At 57.8% G+C, this 15213-nt stretch carries 17 protein-coding genes, 1 pseudogene and 1 riboswitch; of the genes and pseudogenes, 8 read left to right on the plus strand and 10 right to left on the minus strand.

Annotated features, from left to right (window positions below):
• Positions 1–48: 48 nt before the first annotated feature.
• From M5B44_RS13355 to M5B44_RS13370, 4 genes are all read right to left on the minus strand, one after another.
• The gene (locus M5B44_RS13355) at positions 49–1002 is read right to left on the minus strand and encodes an ABC transporter substrate-binding protein (RefSeq protein WP_248739437.1); all 954 of its coding nucleotides are present in this window, start codon (positions 1000–1002) and stop codon (positions 49–51) included.
• A complete protein-coding gene (locus M5B44_RS13360) occupies positions 999–1358 on the minus strand; it encodes a (2Fe-2S) ferredoxin domain-containing protein (protein ID WP_114882595.1) in 360 nt (119 codons plus the stop codon). The genes M5B44_RS13355 and M5B44_RS13360 overlap by 4 nt, the downstream gene beginning before the upstream one ends.
• Positions 1358–3295, minus strand: coding sequence for a TonB-dependent receptor plug domain-containing protein (locus M5B44_RS13365; RefSeq protein ID WP_248739438.1), 1938 nt, complete (start codon positions 3293–3295; stop codon positions 1358–1360). Before M5B44_RS13365 ends, M5B44_RS13360 begins: the two co-directional genes overlap by 1 nt.
• A gap of 91 nt (positions 3296–3386) precedes the next feature.
• Positions 3387–3593: riboswitch (cobalamin riboswitch) on the minus strand.
• 34 nt (positions 3594–3627) lie between these two features.
• Positions 3628–4536, minus strand: coding sequence for a LysR family transcriptional regulator (locus M5B44_RS13370; protein WP_248739439.1), 909 nt, complete (start codon positions 4534–4536; stop codon positions 3628–3630).
• A gap of 169 nt (positions 4537–4705) precedes the next feature.
• On the opposite strand from M5B44_RS13370, the gene M5B44_RS13375 reads away from it, so the two are divergent.
• From M5B44_RS13375 to mug, 3 genes are all read left to right on the plus strand, one after another.
• Positions 4706–5143 carry a DoxX family protein gene (locus M5B44_RS13375; RefSeq protein ID WP_114882599.1) on the plus strand — a complete coding sequence of 146 codons (438 nt, stop codon included), beginning with the start codon at positions 4706–4708 and terminating at the stop codon, positions 5141–5143.
• 84 nt (positions 5144–5227) lie between these two features.
• Entirely contained in the window at positions 5228–6127 is a 900-nt protein-coding gene (locus M5B44_RS13380) for a pirin family protein (RefSeq protein WP_248739440.1), read from the plus strand.
• 508 nt (positions 6128–6635) lie between these two features.
• The gene (gene mug, locus M5B44_RS13385; RefSeq protein ID WP_248739441.1) at positions 6636–7142 is read left to right on the plus strand and encodes a G/U mismatch-specific DNA glycosylase; all 507 of its coding nucleotides are present in this window, start codon (positions 6636–6638) and stop codon (positions 7140–7142) included.
• On the opposite strand, the gene M5B44_RS13390 is transcribed toward mug, so the two are convergent.
• The gene (locus M5B44_RS13390; protein WP_248739442.1) at positions 7115–7747 is read right to left on the minus strand and encodes a TetR family transcriptional regulator; all 633 of its coding nucleotides are present in this window, start codon (positions 7745–7747) and stop codon (positions 7115–7117) included. The two genes, mug and M5B44_RS13390, sit on opposite strands and share 28 nt — an antisense overlap.
• 112 nt (positions 7748–7859) lie before the next feature.
• On the opposite strand from M5B44_RS13390, the gene M5B44_RS13395 reads away from it, so the two are divergent.
• Positions 7860–8516: an O-methyltransferase gene (locus M5B44_RS13395; protein ID WP_248739443.1), complete on the plus strand. Its 657-nt coding sequence runs from the start codon at positions 7860–7862 to the stop codon at positions 8514–8516.
• Positions 8517–8727: 211 nt separating this feature from the next.
• Here the strand turns inward: M5B44_RS13395 and M5B44_RS13400 are convergent, their stop codons facing one another.
• Positions 8728–9513: a molybdopterin-dependent oxidoreductase gene (locus M5B44_RS13400; RefSeq protein ID WP_248739444.1), complete on the minus strand. Its 786-nt coding sequence runs from the start codon at positions 9511–9513 to the stop codon at positions 8728–8730.
• A complete protein-coding gene (locus M5B44_RS13405; RefSeq protein ID WP_248739445.1) occupies positions 9510–10148 on the minus strand; it encodes a cytochrome b/b6 domain-containing protein in 639 nt (212 codons plus the stop codon). Before M5B44_RS13405 ends, M5B44_RS13400 begins: the two co-directional genes overlap by 4 nt.
• A gap of 138 nt (positions 10149–10286) precedes the next feature.
• Here M5B44_RS13405 and M5B44_RS13410 point away from each other — a divergent pair, with 138 nt between their 5' ends.
• The 4 genes and pseudogenes from M5B44_RS13410 (at position 10287) to M5B44_RS13425 (ending at position 14041) form a co-directional block, all read left to right on the plus strand.
• Positions 10287–11159, plus strand: a complete 873-nt coding sequence (locus M5B44_RS13410) for a patatin-like phospholipase family protein (RefSeq protein ID WP_248739446.1) — start codon at positions 10287–10289, stop codon at positions 11157–11159.
• Between the two features lie 248 nt (positions 11160–11407).
• Positions 11408–12946: a cryptochrome/photolyase family protein gene (locus M5B44_RS13415; RefSeq protein ID WP_248739447.1), complete on the plus strand. Its 1539-nt coding sequence runs from the start codon at positions 11408–11410 to the stop codon at positions 12944–12946.
• Positions 12947–13007: 61 nt separating this feature from the next.
• Positions 13008–13070 (plus strand): annotated as a pseudogene (locus tag M5B44_RS29065) (hypothetical protein); the annotation flags it as partial.
• A gap of 467 nt (positions 13071–13537) precedes the next feature.
• A complete protein-coding gene (locus tag M5B44_RS13425; protein ID WP_248739448.1) occupies positions 13538–14041 on the plus strand; it encodes a hypothetical protein in 504 nt (167 codons plus the stop codon).
• An 8-nt stretch (positions 14042–14049) separates the two neighbouring features.
• Here M5B44_RS13425 and M5B44_RS13430 read toward each other — a convergent pair whose 3' ends face one another.
• The 3 genes from M5B44_RS13430 to M5B44_RS13440 all read right to left on the minus strand — a co-directional run bounded on the left by M5B44_RS13430 (position 14050) and on the right by M5B44_RS13440 (position 15123).
• Positions 14050–14430 carry a c-type cytochrome gene (locus tag M5B44_RS13430; protein WP_248739449.1) on the minus strand — a complete coding sequence of 127 codons (381 nt, stop codon included), beginning with the start codon at positions 14428–14430 and terminating at the stop codon, positions 14050–14052.
• A gap of 66 nt (positions 14431–14496) precedes the next feature.
• Positions 14497–14694 (minus strand): hypothetical protein, encoded by a 198-nt coding sequence (locus M5B44_RS13435; protein WP_248739450.1) that lies wholly within the window; start codon positions 14692–14694, stop codon positions 14497–14499.
• Positions 14695–14769: 75 nt separating this feature from the next.
• A complete protein-coding gene (locus M5B44_RS13440) occupies positions 14770–15123 on the minus strand; it encodes a hypothetical protein (RefSeq protein WP_248739451.1) in 354 nt (117 codons plus the stop codon).
• Positions 15124–15213: the final 90 nt, after the last annotated feature.

Raw genomic sequence — 15213 nt, forward strand, 5'->3', positions numbered from 1 at the left:
ATGTCCGTTTGGATGAAACGACGAGGCTACGATTCTTGAATTATCAGGTCAATGTTGAATTGCCATCATGTGATTGGAAGAGGAGGTCAAAGTGGACATGGCCCTGAACCGTTTCGCCAACTCCAGCGCCACCCGACCACTTCCCACCGTCGGCAACAGATGCGTAAACGGAATATCGATCATCCGGTTCTCACGCACGGCTCGCAGGGTCGACAGCACTGGATCCTGCATCAGCAACTGGCGCTTGCGACTGGCTGGCGACCAGTGTGCGTCGGCCAGCAGGATCACGTCCGGGTCCGTGGCGAGCAGGGTTTCACGGCTGACGGTCACCCGGTATTGGTTGATGCCGGCGAACAGGTTTTGCGCCCCGGCGGCGGCCAGCAGAGTGGTGACGAAACCGCGCCGGCCTTCACTGTCGAGACCGTTGACCTCGCTGTCGAGGTAGAACACGGACAGCGGCTTGGCCGAGCGGGTTACAGCCTTGGCCTGTGCCAGATCGGCATCCATCGCATCGCTCAGTTCCCGAGCGCGCTGCTGTCGGTGCAGCAAGGCACCGAGAGTCGAGAGGTCGTTGCGGATGTGTTCAAAGTAGTCCAGCGAGTGCCCGTTGCAGGCCGACTCCAGCAGATACGTAGCAACTCCATTGCGCCCCAGCCCGCTGCGTGACGTCACGCCGTTGCCGAATGCCGTCGCAAATCCACCGACCACCAGATCCGGCTTCTGCGCGTACAACACTTCGCTCGACGGATAGCGGTGCGAGATCACTGGCACACCGAAGTACTCGGTCTGAGGCGCGCCGATATCATCCAGATAGGCCACTCCCGCCAGCGCCGGGCCTGCGCCCAATGCCAACACCAGATCGGCCGCATGCTGATTGAGCGCAACAATCCGCGATGGTGGTGAGGCCGGCCAGTGCCAGGTCTCGCCACAATTGCGGTAATCATATGCCAGAGCCGGAGAAGCGCAGAGCAGGGCGCCCACGAGCAAACACAGCCTTCTCACGAGCGCTCCTTGATCAGCAGATCCTCGACCACTTCACCGCCCACCAGATGCACTTCGACCAGTCGCTGCGCATCGGCGTGGCTGCGTACGCCATACCAGCAGGTCTCCGGATACACCGTCATGACCGGCCCGAGATTGCACGGGAACTGACAATGCGTGCGGGTCAGCAAAACGCCGCCCGGGGTTTCGATGCGATCATGGGCCAGCAAGTGCCGGCGCAAGGTTTTCCATAGCTGCAAGGCGCCGCGCTGGGTGCAGCGCGGGCCGGTGCAGAGGAACACGTGGCGCGCATGCTCGGGAACGTGCGACCAGTCCGGGTGCGAATCGACGCCGTCGGTGGTGATAATGTCAGCCATCAGAAACGGTACGTGTAGCGCACTTCGGAGGTGAACGGCCGTCCGAGGTTGTCGACGTTGTTCGAGCGGCTGGTGACGTAGTCGCGGTCGAACAGGTTTTCCACCAACAGGCTCAACCGGTGTTGGTGGGCACCGTCGAGATAGCGATAAGCGTCGGCATCCACCACCGAGTAGTGGCCGTACTCGACCTGTTTCGAGCTGATCACATCGCGGATATAGCGGATCGCACCGCCGGCGCCCCACATCCGGTCAACCGACTCGTAACCGATGCGCGAACGGGCGAAGAAGCTCGGTACGTCGTTGATCGTCACTCCCGTGCGGGACTCGGTCAGGTTGCGGGTCATGTCCGCCTGCAGGCTCCATTGATCGTTGAGCGCCAGTTTCGCGTCCGCCTCGAAACCACGCATCTGGATCCGCCCCTGACCGTTGACCCACTGGATGTCGTCGAGGGTAATCAGGTCATCGATCTTGCGCTTGAACAGGGTGACGCTGGCGCTGAACTCGCGGTCGATGAGCAAGCCTTTGTAGTCGAGACCGAGCTCCGCGTTGCGGCTTTTCTCCGGTTTCAGGTTGCGGTTGCCCAGTTCGTCACCCGGCTCGTTGACGAATAGTTGCTCGGCGTTCGGCAGTTTGTAGGCCGTGCCGTACTGGCCACGAACAGACCAGTTTTCATTGAGGTCGTACAGCGAGGTGAGCATGCCGACCGTGGCGCTGTCGCCTCCGCTCATGGCTTCGTGACGGATGCCGATGCTCGGGTGCCAGTCGGGCAGGGCGTCGATCTGCGGGCGCAACTGGGTGTAGAACGCGTGGGCTTCGGCCTTGTCGTTGTCGATGATCAATACATCGTCCTGACCCTTGAACCATTGATTATCCGTGCCGAACACCAGCACATGGCCGCCGGGCAACTCGGCCTTGCCTTCGGCCTGCACGCCCCAGTCGGTGAAGCCCCAGTAGTCGTTGTGGTTGATGGTCCGGGTGCCGCCATCGGCGGTGTTGTTGATGCGCGTGTAACGGGTGTCCCAGTCGTTGATGTGGCCTTTGACGAAGTAGCTCAAGCGTTCATTGACGTTCTGTTCGAAGGTCGCCGTGGCGATCTGCTGGATGCGGTCGTTGGTAGTCTTGTGGTTGTCCACCGGGCGAGCGAAGTCGAGGTTGGCGTCGGCGTATTGGTAGAACAGTTCCAGGCGCGCATCATCGCCGAAGGACTGAATCGCCTTGCCGCCGAAGGTCGTGACTTCGTAGGCGCGATTCTTTTCGCTGCTGTTCCTGATGTCGCGATTGCGAAACGGCTGATAGCCGTCCGAAACGTTATGGCTGACGTAGGCCAGCAGGCCCAGGTCGCCGAAGCCGTTGGTGAAGATGTTCTCGACCCGCGCATCTTCGGTGGTGCCACCGAAGGTATCCACGCCCATGTTCACTTCGCCGGAGGCTTTGCGGCTCTGCGGGCTGCGGGTGACGATGTTGATAACGCCAGACACGGCTTGCGTGCCGAACAGCAGACTCTGCCCGCCCTTGAGCACTTCGATGCGTTCGATGGCGTTGGCCGGCAGGGTGTCCAGGTACAGACCGCCGTAGAGGCGGTTGTTCAGGCGCACGCCGTCGAGCAGGATCAGCGTGTCGTCGTTGCGCCCGCCCAGCAGGGAATAGGTGCCGTAGTCGAACGGGCCGTTTTTCGGCGCGACGTACAGGCCGGGAATGAACATCTGCATCACGCGGCTGACATCGGCGCTGGGGCCGGCGCGTTCGATCTGCTCGCGAGTGACGATCTCGACCTTGCTGCCGAACTGCGCCATGTCGGCGACGGTGGTGGACTCCACGGACGGCGCGGAAACGATTTGCTGGGTGAGTTCGAGCGGCGTGTCGTCTGCCAGCAGCAGGGGGCTGAACAGACAGCCGAACAAGAGGGATGGAGCCGGGGTGTTGAAAGGTTTGATCATCGTCTTCTCGAAAGGATCTTCGCAGAAGAGCATGCAGGAGAAGGCATCGCGCACACGCCGACACCGGCCCATGCCCGCCCACCGCAGGAGTTTGCCAAACAGCATTTCAGGCCGGTCTCCGGGCTCGCGCGTATGGACGCTTTCACCTTCCCATGGCCGTCTGGCCACAGTGGTGTGTCGAAAGCATCACGCGCCTACCGTTGCGGGGGCAGCACCGGACTTGTTCGAAACGAACGCACCGGTTTCCCGTTTCACCCCATGCACGGCGGCATGGGACACCTGAAACAGGGCGGCATCTGAACATTCGGATGACCGGTCGTCAACTTGCCGGATCAAGCCTGGTACGTGTTCTGCTGAACGAACCGCTCGATCAACCACCGCGCCGCCGGGCCCGGTGGCGCATCGGTACGGTAGATGGCGTCAAAGGTGTATTGCCCGCTGGCGTACTCCGACAAATCCAGTTGTACCAGTCGGCCGCTGTCCAGATCCTCCTGAATCATCGGCCTCGGCATGTTGCCCCAGCCGATGCCCTCACGCAGCAACATGTGTTTGGCGCCCAGGTCCGCCAGGCGCCAGGTGCGGTTGCTCAGTACAGCGAACTCCTTGTCTTTGGTCAGTTGCGAGCGGTCGGACAGCACCAGCTGTGTGTGCTCGCGACCGGCACCCGGAACATTGCCAGCGGCGGTCGCCAAAGGATGATTCGGCGCTGCCACCGGAATAAGCTCGACGCCGCCGATGCCAATTCTTTCGATGCCGTTGATGCCGTCATTCATCGGCCCGCTCACGCCAACCACCGCGCCGCGATTGATCACCCGCTCAGTCACGGCGCCGAGCGCTTCCATGTGCAGATGCAGGGCAACGGTGGGGAACTCTTCGCGAAAGGATTTCAGCGCATCCACCACGCGCTCGGCGGGCAACATCACGTCGAGCACCACATGCACCTCGGCCTCGAGACCCTGCAGCAGGCCTTTGACCTTGGCGCGCAAGCCATGCACCCCGTTGGCGATGGTCCGGGCCTCTGCCAACACGGTGCGGCCGGCGTCGGTGAGTTGCGGCTTGCGGGTGGTTTCACGGTCGAAGAGGGTGACGCCCAGTTGCATCTCAAGGTTGGCAATCGAGTAGCTGATCACCGAAGTCGCCCGGTGAAGCTTGCGCGCCGCCGCGGCGAAGCTGCCGACTTCCACGACGGTCAGAAAGACCCGCAATTGATCGAGTGTCGGTGTGCCTGGGTCGGAGATCATGTCGGTGTCCTTGAGTTACCGTGAGGGACGTTACTGGATTTACAGCTTACCTATTTTATCGAACGTAACGATCTAAATTAGTCGGCTATTCAGATGAGCTGCCGAGGCGCAACATTTCTTCATCCGGACGGTTCAAGTCGAACCGGACCCCATTGAAGGAAATTCTCCCATGGCTACTTCTGCAAACATCGCCCAAGCAACTGCTGTACAGAACGCTTCCGACACCAAACAAGCCTCGGCTGCCTTGATCGGCCGCGTCTTGCTCAGCGTGATTTTCATCCTCTCCGGTTTCTCCAAACTCGCCGCGCCGGCCATGATGATCGGCTACATCGGCTCGGTAGGGCTGCCGCTGCCGCAAGTGGCGCTGGCGCTGGCAATCATCGTCGAAATCGGTGGCGGCCTGGCGCTGATCGCCGGCTACCGCACCCGCACCGTCGCCGCTGTGCTGGCCGCATTCAGCGTGGTCACCGCACTGGCCTTCCACAATGCGCTGGCTGACCAGAACCAGTTCATCCACTTCTTCAAGAACATCGCCATGGCCGGCGGCCTGCTGCAAGTTGTGGCCTTCGGTGCCGGTCGCTTCAGCCTCGACGCCCGTCGCCGCTGAAAGCCGGGCGCCGCGAGGGACAGATTCCCTCGCGGCGCTTTGCCGTTTGTTGGCCGTTCCCCGCATCAGAATCGAGTAATCATCATGACCGTTCAGCAACACCTCTCCGGCTACACCCGCGAACCTGTCACTCACCGCATTCTGCGCTACCGCACCAGCGGCAGCGGACACGGCTCGATCGTGCGGCTGATGAGCCCTTCGGATCTGGGCCAGTTGATCAAACCCTTCGTGTTCCTCGACCTGTTCGAAGGTGAGGCCTCGTTCATTCACAACATGCCGATGCACCCGCATTCGGGGATCGCCACCGTGACGGTGATTACCGAAGGCAACCTGCGTTTCGAGGACGAAGGATCGGGCAAGGGCATGATCGATTACGGCGGTGTCGAGTGGATGCGCGCGGGTGGCGGGGTGTGGCACGGCAAGGAAATGTCGGTGGGCACGTCGCAGCGGATTCAGGGCTTTCAACTGTGGGTGGCTTTGCCGCCGGAGCTGGAGAACGCCCGTGTCGACAGCCAGTATCTGGAGTCCGCCGCGATGCCTGAAGTGGGCCCGGCGCGGGTGATTCTCGGCGCTCATCAAGGCGTGCAAAGCCCGGTTCGGGCACCCGCAGGTATCAACTATCTGCTGGTCACGCTGAGTGCCGGCGAAACCTGGACTTACACGCCACCCGAAGGCCACGAGTCATTGTGGCTGAGCGTCAGCCGTGGATTGCTGGCGACACCGGATCTGGTCAGCGCGGGCGAAATGGCGGTCTTCGAACCAGGCAACAGTGCCGTTACCTTGAAGGCCCTGCGCGATGGCACTGTGTTCGTGATCGGCTCGGCGCAGCCTCATCCCTACGATCTGGCACTGGGCAACTACTCCGTACACACCAACCCGCAAGCCTTGCGAGAGGGCGAAGCGAAGATCGCGGAAATCGGCGGGCGGTTGCGCGAGTATCTCAAGCTGGCGGATGGGGTGGGGGCGGTGCCGGTGTTCAAGTAAGCCCCGTGGCTGGACATCAGGTGAGCCGTTGCCCATCGATGTACGAGATCGGCAGCGCGTTCGGCATTGAATGCGTTGTGAGGCTCAATCCTTCGAAATCGCTTGATGAAGTAGGCGCCGTCAACCAGAACCGCTGTGGGCATACATTCTTCCTGAAAACAAAAACGCCCAAGGGTTTGGCACGTCCTGGATGGTTAGGACGGCTTACTGCCTTGGGCGGGATGTGGGCAGATTAGGGAGAGATGACAGTGTCGTCAATCGTGCCATCTTTGTTTTTGATCATGGACTAGCCATCAGTCCTGAATGTGCTCTTGATTTTGTCGATGAGCAGTGAGGTAGAAAGATAAAGCCTAAGGATTTGGCCCACAAGCCAGCGCTTTCTGACGTATTTGTAGGTTTTTGCGCTGGGGGCTGTAGCTTGAAAGAATGGGTATTACTGCCATGAGCGGTCAATATCCAAGCGCGCAGTCGTACCGATTTGAGTATCTGCATTACAGGGGAGAAGTTGATGCTTGAAGACATCCTGACCAAAGGTCTGTCCGTGGTGTTCTGCGGGATCAATCCCGGTCTGTTGGCGGCGGAGCAGGGACATCACTTCGCCGGGCGGAGCAATCGGTTCTGGCGCACGTTGCATCTGGCCGGATTCACAACCCTTGAGGTCAGTCCGGAAAACGATCGCTCGATCCTGCATTACCACTGCGGGCTGACTGCCGTGGTGGAAAGGCCGACGGCGCGGGCGAATCAACTGACGGCGCAGGAATTCACCGCAGCGGCGGCGAACTTCGAGCGCAAGATCAAACGTTATGCCCCGCGTTATGTGGCGTTTCTCGGCAAGGCTGCCTATGCCGGATTGTCAGGGAAAAAAACGTTTGAATGGGGCGCACAGGACACGACATTCGGCGGGGCAAATGTGTGGATTCTGCCCAACCCCAGCGGCCGCAATCTGGCGTTCAATCAAGACCAACTGGTGACGGCGTATCGGCAGCTTTATATGGCATCCAGCGAAACCAGGTAAGCGCGAAACATGTCCGCCATCGCCTCCGCACGTGCCGTGATTTCCTCGTCGGTGCGCGGGCTCAGTGAAAAGTCCTTCCCGACCGAACTGAGCGTAGCCAGGATCAGATCGCAGGCTTGTGTGCGACTGGATTCACTGGCCTGTGGCAGCAACTCAGCCATGAATACCTCAAAGGTACGCTTGCCCGCCGCCCGTACTTCATGGGCCTCCGGTGCATCGCGATACAGCGGTGCCGCGTCGTTCAACGCGCCACGCATCTGCGCTTCCTCGCACTCCGAACGGATGAACGCATGCACCAGCGTGCGTAGACGATCCAGTGGCGGTGTTTCCTGATTTTCCAGAATCCGCTGCAGCATTGTTGTGGTCTGCACCCACTCATCACTCTGCAACCGGAACAGGATCGCAGCCTTGTTCGGGAAGTACTGGTACAGCGAGCCCACGCTCACCCCAGCCTTCTCGGCAACCCGCGCCGTGGTGAATCGGGCCGCGCCTTCCTTGGCCAAAACCTGAATAGCCGCCTGCAGAATCGCCGAAACCAATTCGGCGGAGCGTGCCTGCTGCGGCTGTTTGCGTGAGGAAATACGGGCAGTCTGGCGGTCGGTCATGGTGGGCTCAGGCGTGAAAAGGGAATGCGAATAGCGAAGCGGGCCATTCGCTCGCATCATTTAAACGCGACGAATCATTCGCATTTTAGCCCTCAACTGACGGAAAACCACCATGACAGCATTGACCACAGAACCTCTGGCAACCCTGATCGAACGCCTCTACACTCAGGCCCGCGCCGCCACCAGTCCGGTTTTGGATTGCGTATCCAATGAAGAACGCGAACGTCTGATGCACAGCAAAACCGAGTACCGCGAGCTATATGGCATGCTCAAGGACCTGTGGCTGCCTGTCTCCCGCGACACCGGAAAACTGCTGTACATGCTTGCACGCAGCAGCAAGGCCAAAGCCATCATCGAATTCGGCACTTCGTTCGGCCTGTCCACTTTGCATCTGGCCGCGGCCCTGCGGGACAACGGCGGCGGTGTGCTGATCGGCAGTGAATTCGAACCGTCGAAAATCGAACTGGCGCGACATCACTTCGTTGAAGGGGGCGTCAGTGATCTGATTGAAATCCGCGAAGGTGATGCGCTGATGACCTTGGCGAGCAATCTGCCGGAAACGGTCGATCTGTTGCTGCTCGATGGCGCCAAAGCGTTATATGGCGACGTGCTGAAACTGGTGGAAAAGCGCCTGCGGCCCGGTGCGTTGGTGATCGCCGACAACACCGATTACTGCCCGGAATATCTGGCGCATGTGCGCTTGCCGCAGAGTGGTTATCTCAGCGTGCCATTCGCCGATGACATTGAAGTGTCGATGCGGTTGGCCTGAGGACGGTCGCTGTCGGCGACTCCCGATAGGCTGCGAGGGTTCGTTTTGCTTCGGAAGCGGACCTTCGAGGCATTTTCCGGTGTGATCCCCCATGCGCGCGACAGCATTCGTCTATCGTCTTGAAGATCAACACATGGCCAGGATCAGGGAGCTGATCATGAATCGTCAGGAAGACTTCAACATCATCTGGAAGCGAATATCGTGGCGGGCGTCAGCTACCACCAAACCAGTTATAGCCCTGGTCTTCCCAATAACCCCCGGGATAGGTATTGGTGACGAAAATCGCCTGAATGTGTTTCGGGTTCTTGTAGCCCAGTTTGGTGGGCATGCGCAGCTTCATCGGGAAGCCATATTCACGCGGCAGGACGGTGCCGTCGTAGGTCAGGGTTAGCAGCGTCTGCGCGTGCAACGCCGTGGCCATGTCGATGCTGGTGTAGTAATCGTCGGCGCATTTGAAACCGACGTACCTGGCGTCTGTGTCGGCGCCTACGCGCTTGAGGAAGTCACTGAAACGTATGCCACCCCAACGGCCGATGGCGCTCCAGCCCTCGACGCATATGTGCCGGGTGATCTGATCGATCTGGGCCATGGCCCGCAGTTCTTCCAGTTTCCAGCTGCGCTTGTCGGCCACCATGCCGGTGACTTCCAGTCGGTAGCTGTCTTCATCTACGGCGGGCGCTTCATCGATGCCGTAATAAGCATTGAAGGGAAACGGCCGGGTAATCATCGATTCGGAGTAGGTGGGAGCCATGGCGTTCGGGTTGAACAGCCAGCCCTGCACCCTGTCGTTGAAGCGCGACATGGAGGACAGCGCTGTATCAATGCTTTCGTTATCCGAGATATTGCAGCCGGACAGCATGGCCACTGCGCCCAACGTCAGGCTGCGCAACAGGAAAGTGCGGCGAGAGCTGTCTTCTATCCGAGAGGCAAGCACTTTGCGGGCGTCCTTCAGGATGGACGACTCATCCAGCTCAGGCCTTTGCACTCGCTTGCTCATAGGCGCTCCTTGTGCCCGACAATCATCGCCCACAGCGTCTTGGGAACGAGCGCGACCATCACCAGATGCACCACGAAGAACGCCACCAAAAAAGACATCGCAATGAAATGCACATGCCGGGCACTGTCGTAGCCGCCCAACAGTTCACGCAGTAGCGGAAACTGAACGGACTTCCACAACACCAGCCCGGAAATCACCAGCCCGGTAATGTCGAGCATCACGAACAAGTAAGCGACGCGCTGTACCTGGTTGTAATGGCTGACATCGGCATGCCCCAACCGTCCCCGCAGCGCAGACCCCAGATCCTGAAAAAAACCTTTGATGGATAACGGGAAAAAACGTCGCGACAGACGACCACTCAATACATTGGTCATCAAGTAGAGAAGGCCGACCACAACCAGCATCCACATGGCCGCGAAGTGCCATTGCAACGCGCCGCCCAGCCAGCCGCCCAGGGTGATCGAATCAGGAAAGTTAAAACCATAAAGAGGGGAAGCGTTGTAGATGCGCCAGCCGCTGGTGACCATGACCAGCACCGCCAAAGCATTCAGCCAATGCGTCAGCCTCAACCACCGGGGATGGCTGTTCCTGGGACGCAGGTGGACGGTATGAGTCGCTTCAGGTGCAGTTGGCATAGGGAGCTCCGGGTTCGAATAACGTCGTAACCCAAGATCAAGTGTAGCCCCCCATTCAGCGCTCAAAACATTCCGCCGGGCGGGGTCGTCGGCCAGCTATGCTTTTCAGGTCTGGGCAGCATTTCGGTCGGGTATGCCATGCCAACAGTCAAAACTGCGCTTGTGCTTGCCGGGGGCGGGAGTCTGGGCGCGGTTCAGGTCGGGATGTTGCAGGCGCTGTTAGAGGCCGAGGTCGCTTTCGACCTGGTGATTGGCGCTTCAGTCGGCGCCATCAACGGCGCCTACTTTGCCGCCAGACCCAACGCCAAAGGCGTGGCCGAGCTTGCGGGCTTCTGGCGCGGCTTGCGCCAGTCCGATGTGTTTCCGTTCTCGGTACTCGACACGCTGAAGGGCATCCTCAATCGTCGCGGGCACTTGCTGAGTGCGTCTGCGCTGCACCGTATAGTGCGCCGGTCACTGCCGGTCGATTTGATCGAAGAGACCGAACTGCCGCTTTATATCGTCACCACCAATCTACTGAACGGTGCTGAAGAGCTTTTATCCAGCGGTAATGCTGAACAGGCATTAATGGCCAGCGCTGCGATTCCGCTGGTGTTTCCCAACGTACAAGTCGGCTCGAAGTTCCTGGTTGATGGCGGAGTCTCCAGTAACACGCCGATCGCCAGTGCAGTTGCATTGGGCGCAACGCGAGTTGTCGTTCTGCCCACCGGATTTGGTTGTGCTTGCCCGTGTCCACCGAGCGGGCTGGTCGCATTGGCCTTGCACACGCTCAACTTGATGAGCATGCGTCAACTGGTGCGCGACATTGAACTGTATAGCGTGCGCGCGGCTATCCATGTTGTGCCGCCGTTATGTCCGCTGGACGCTTCAGTGTTCGACTTCAATCAGACGGATCAACTTCTGCAACGAGCATATCAATCAACCCAGGCGTGGATAGAGGCAGGCGGATTGATCCATGTAGGAATACCCGATTCCTTGCGGGCACATACTCATCATTTTGACGACGAGTGAACGGGGTAAATGGCCAACACTTTCTGACGGGGAGGGCGGGAGCGTACTCCTTGATAGTCCTCGTCGTGGGCCAGGCTCAGGTTCCAATCAGAATGCCGTGGTGTGCCCCAGCCAACACCCTGCAATAAAATTGTACATTTTCGTATTCTTGTACAAGAATTCATCCCCTCCCTTTTTGAAAGCCGTTCTGTGGATCAAATCTACGCAGTCATCGGGCCTTTACGCCCCCATCAACTGGAACCTGATTGATGAATACGACTCGCCGATTGTGCCTCGTCCTGGGCGACCAATTATCCTTCGACCTTGCCTCTCTGCAGGCGCTGGATCAAGAGCGCGATACGGTGCTCTTGGTCGAGGTGATGGAAGAGGCCAGTCACGTTCCTCATCATCCGCAAAAGATCGTCCTGATTTTCAGCGCTATGCGTCACTTCGCCGAAGCGTTGCGGCAGAGGGGAATCAGGGTGCGGTACGTAACGCTCAATGATCCGGAGAACACTGGATCCGTGCCGAGCGAATTACACCGCTGGCACTCACGCCTAAAGCCGGATGAACTGCACATCACGGAGTGCGGTGACTGGCGATTGGAGCATTCAATCAGGGACTGCGGCTTGGCAATCAAGTGGCATTCCGATCGTCGTTTTCTTTGCACACGTGCCGACTTCTCCCGCTGGGCGCAGGGCAAAAAACAGCTGCGCATGGAATTCTTTTATCGAGAGATGCGCCGCAAGAACAGATTGTTACTCAATGGCGACGGCAGCCCGGTCGGAGGAGCCTGGAACTTTGATGCGGAAAACCGCAAAGCCTTGCCCAAAGGTGTCAGGCCGCCTGCGCCAGCCCGTTTTACACCAGACGCAATCACCGAGGATGTGCTTGGGTTAGTTGCCAAACACTTCTCCAGTCACTATGGCGCCCTCGACACGTTCGACTATCCGGTAACCCACGCCGAGGCTCAGAGCCTGTGGGATTACTTTCTCGATTGGGGCCTGGCAGCCTTCGGCGACTATCAAGACGCCATGGCCAGCGATGAGCCGTTTCTGTTTCATGCTCGTATAAGCGCGGCACTTAATATCGGCTTACTGGATCTTCGCCAGCTTTGCAGCGATGTGGAATCTGCATATTGGTCCGGCAGCATCGCACTCAACGCCGCCGAAGGCTTCATTCGACAACTGATCGGCTGGCGTGAATATGTCCGCGGTGTCTACTGGCTGAAGATGCCTGACTATGCCCATGGAAATGCCTTTGGTAATACGCGATCGCTTCCAGAGTTCTACTGGACAGGTAAAACGCAGATGAACTGCATGCGCCAGGCTATCGGCCAAAGCCTGGAACATGCCTACGCTCACCACATCCAGCGACTGATGGTGACCGGCAACTTCGCACTGCTCGCCGGTATCGCACCAAGTGAAATATGTGAGTGGTATCTGGCTATCTACATGGACGCCTTCGACTGGGTGGAACTACCCAATACGCTGGGCATGGTCATGCACGCCGATGGCGGCTATCTAGGTTCCAAACCCTATTGTGCGAGCGGCCAATACATCAAACGCATGTCCGATTATTGCCGTGGCTGCGCCTACAAAGTGAGCGAAAGCACTACAGACGATGCTTGCCCTTTCAACTCGCTTTACTGGCACTTTCTAATGCGTCACGGTGACCGACTGCGTGGCAATCAACGCATGAGCATGATCTACAGAAACCTCGACCGCATGCCTGAATCCAAACAACAGGCGCTTTGGCAACGCGGCGAATGGTTGCTCAACCAATTGGACGATGGTGAGTCGTTGTGAAAAAAGCGAGCTACCCGTCAAAACCTGAGCGACCTGCGGCCTTTCATTCACATGGAGGAGGAAACGGGCTCGCTGCTGGGAGGACATGCGCTACTGCTCAGGACATTTGAAACTCCAGGAATAGACCTTCATGTCTTTGACCTCTTCCCCGACAGTCGCCACGCCCAGGCAGACGCCATTCCTGACGTAGTTGAAAGTGCAGAATTGAAGACCAACCGTGCATGACTCGACTTCAGTGAAGCCTTTTCTCTGAAGGATGTTTTCGACCCCGTATTCACCTGTGTAGGTCGGGTTCGGCATCCAGCCATTTTTGATCAAGGCCTTTCGGGCGTTTACAAAGGGTATGTGTTCTTTGATCGGAACGTCGGCCGAACGGGACAGGGGGCTGATGCAGCAGAGTAGGCTGATGAGGAGTCGTTTTAGCTTCATTTGACGATGCTGCCAGAGCCGATGTTGTGCTTATGTGTCGTAGCCCAGATGTGTTCTTTCTGTAGTGATCTGTAGGCATTTTCCGGTGTGATCCCCATGCGCGCGACAGGATTCGTCTATCGTCTAAAAAATCAACACATGGCCAGGATCAGGGAGCTGATCATGAATCGTCAGGAAGACCTCAACATCATCTGGAAGCGAATATTCTGGATTTTCATAGCGCTGTTAATGCTGGCGATTGCCGTCACTTACAGTCTGCCCGACTACAAAGTACCCTTTATCGTTTGTATCGCCGGGAATATCGGGGGCTATGTAGGGTTTCACCGACGACTTTCAATACTCACTGAAGACGAAATCGAAAACCTTTCCCGATCATGGTTCGCTCTGATTCTGCCTTCGTTCATAGGCGGGATTCTGGCGGGGCTGTTGTATCTCTTGTTCCTTTCCGGCGTTATCCGAGGCGATTTGTTTCCGGTGATCGTGCCGGACGACGATCCCCAATGCTTGAAGCAAATCTTCAACGATATTTTTTGCCAGCATGCGGAGGGATATGCGGCCTACGCCAAGTTGCTGTTCTGGTCATTCGTGGCAGGCTTCAATCAGGACTACGTCGTTGACCTGATTGAAAACATAAAAGGTTCCGACAAAAAGGCTGATGGAGGCTAGCACCCGGCTCAGTGCTGTTTTTTTGAAATGACATCGTTCATGTACTGATTCAAATCGCGAAAGTCGCTGACGCTCCAGGCGTGTGGCGGGATCTTTACACCATTCTCGAGCAAGGTTCTAGGAATCAGGTCGCCGTTCGGGCGAAGGATGATCGACGACACGATAACACCCGGATAATCACTCAATCGTTTCTTGAAGGCGGGCGTTGTCAGGTCGGGAGCCGGCGGATTGCTTTTATTGGCCAATGGGCCGGTTCCCTTGATATCGGGTCCGTGGCACACGGCGCATCTCTGTGAATAGAGATTCTTTCCGTTGAGGTTGTCTGCGAAGGAGGGGATTGATTGAATGAACGATAGAACTGCCAATAAAGCGATGGCGGATGTTTTCATTTTTATGGGTCATTGGTTGGTTTTGACGATGAAACGCACCGTGCGCTTCTGAAGATGGTGCGATAGCTACCTGCCGCCGTAATAAATGAGCAGGGCAATAGTAGTCACAATAGGTGTGTACAGCACCAAACCACCGACGACGAGTGCCCAGCCCCAGGCAAAACCGCTTTCTCCCTTGAAACGGCCGCCACTCAGCAATCGCAGCACGAAAACGCCTACCTTGTACGCCAGCAGGTTGAACAAGAAATCCATGATGAAATCCATTTTTGATCCGATGCCTCCCTGGGCGTGCTGGATCTAAAGTGCCAATGTCTTCGCCAACTAGCGCTTTGCAGAAATTTAGCCACCCGATTTGCCAGCGCCATGCCACGGAACTTCCTGGAACGCCCCGCTAGTGATCAGTATTGAGCCGAGCTCATAAATGAGTTGCCCGTTGAGGGTAGGATTGTCGGAACACTGCTCGGCTTCTCCGAAAACGGTCCAAGAGTCGCTGTCAATTCGGACAGTTCCAAACTTGCTTTCTGGATGTGGGTGGGATGCCCATACGCCATGCTCCGTGGTGCTGACCGAGAATCCCAATGGCACCAGTACCAGGCGGAGTGCCTCCTGGAACCCGATATCCGATGGCTGTGGATAGAACTCAATCAGCAGTTCTTTGCTGCCATAGGCTTCTCTGATCGCGAAAGCGTACATGGCCGTCCTCTTTTCATGTCTGGATTAGCTTTCGTCCAAGTTGAATACTGGTGAAAAAAGCCGAAATGCTACCCATGTTTTTAGCCGCTG

Source organism: Pseudomonas sp. MWU12-2029, from assembly GCF_023242425.1.
Lineage (GTDB): Bacteria > Pseudomonadota > Gammaproteobacteria > Pseudomonadales > Pseudomonadaceae > Aquipseudomonas > Aquipseudomonas kribbensis.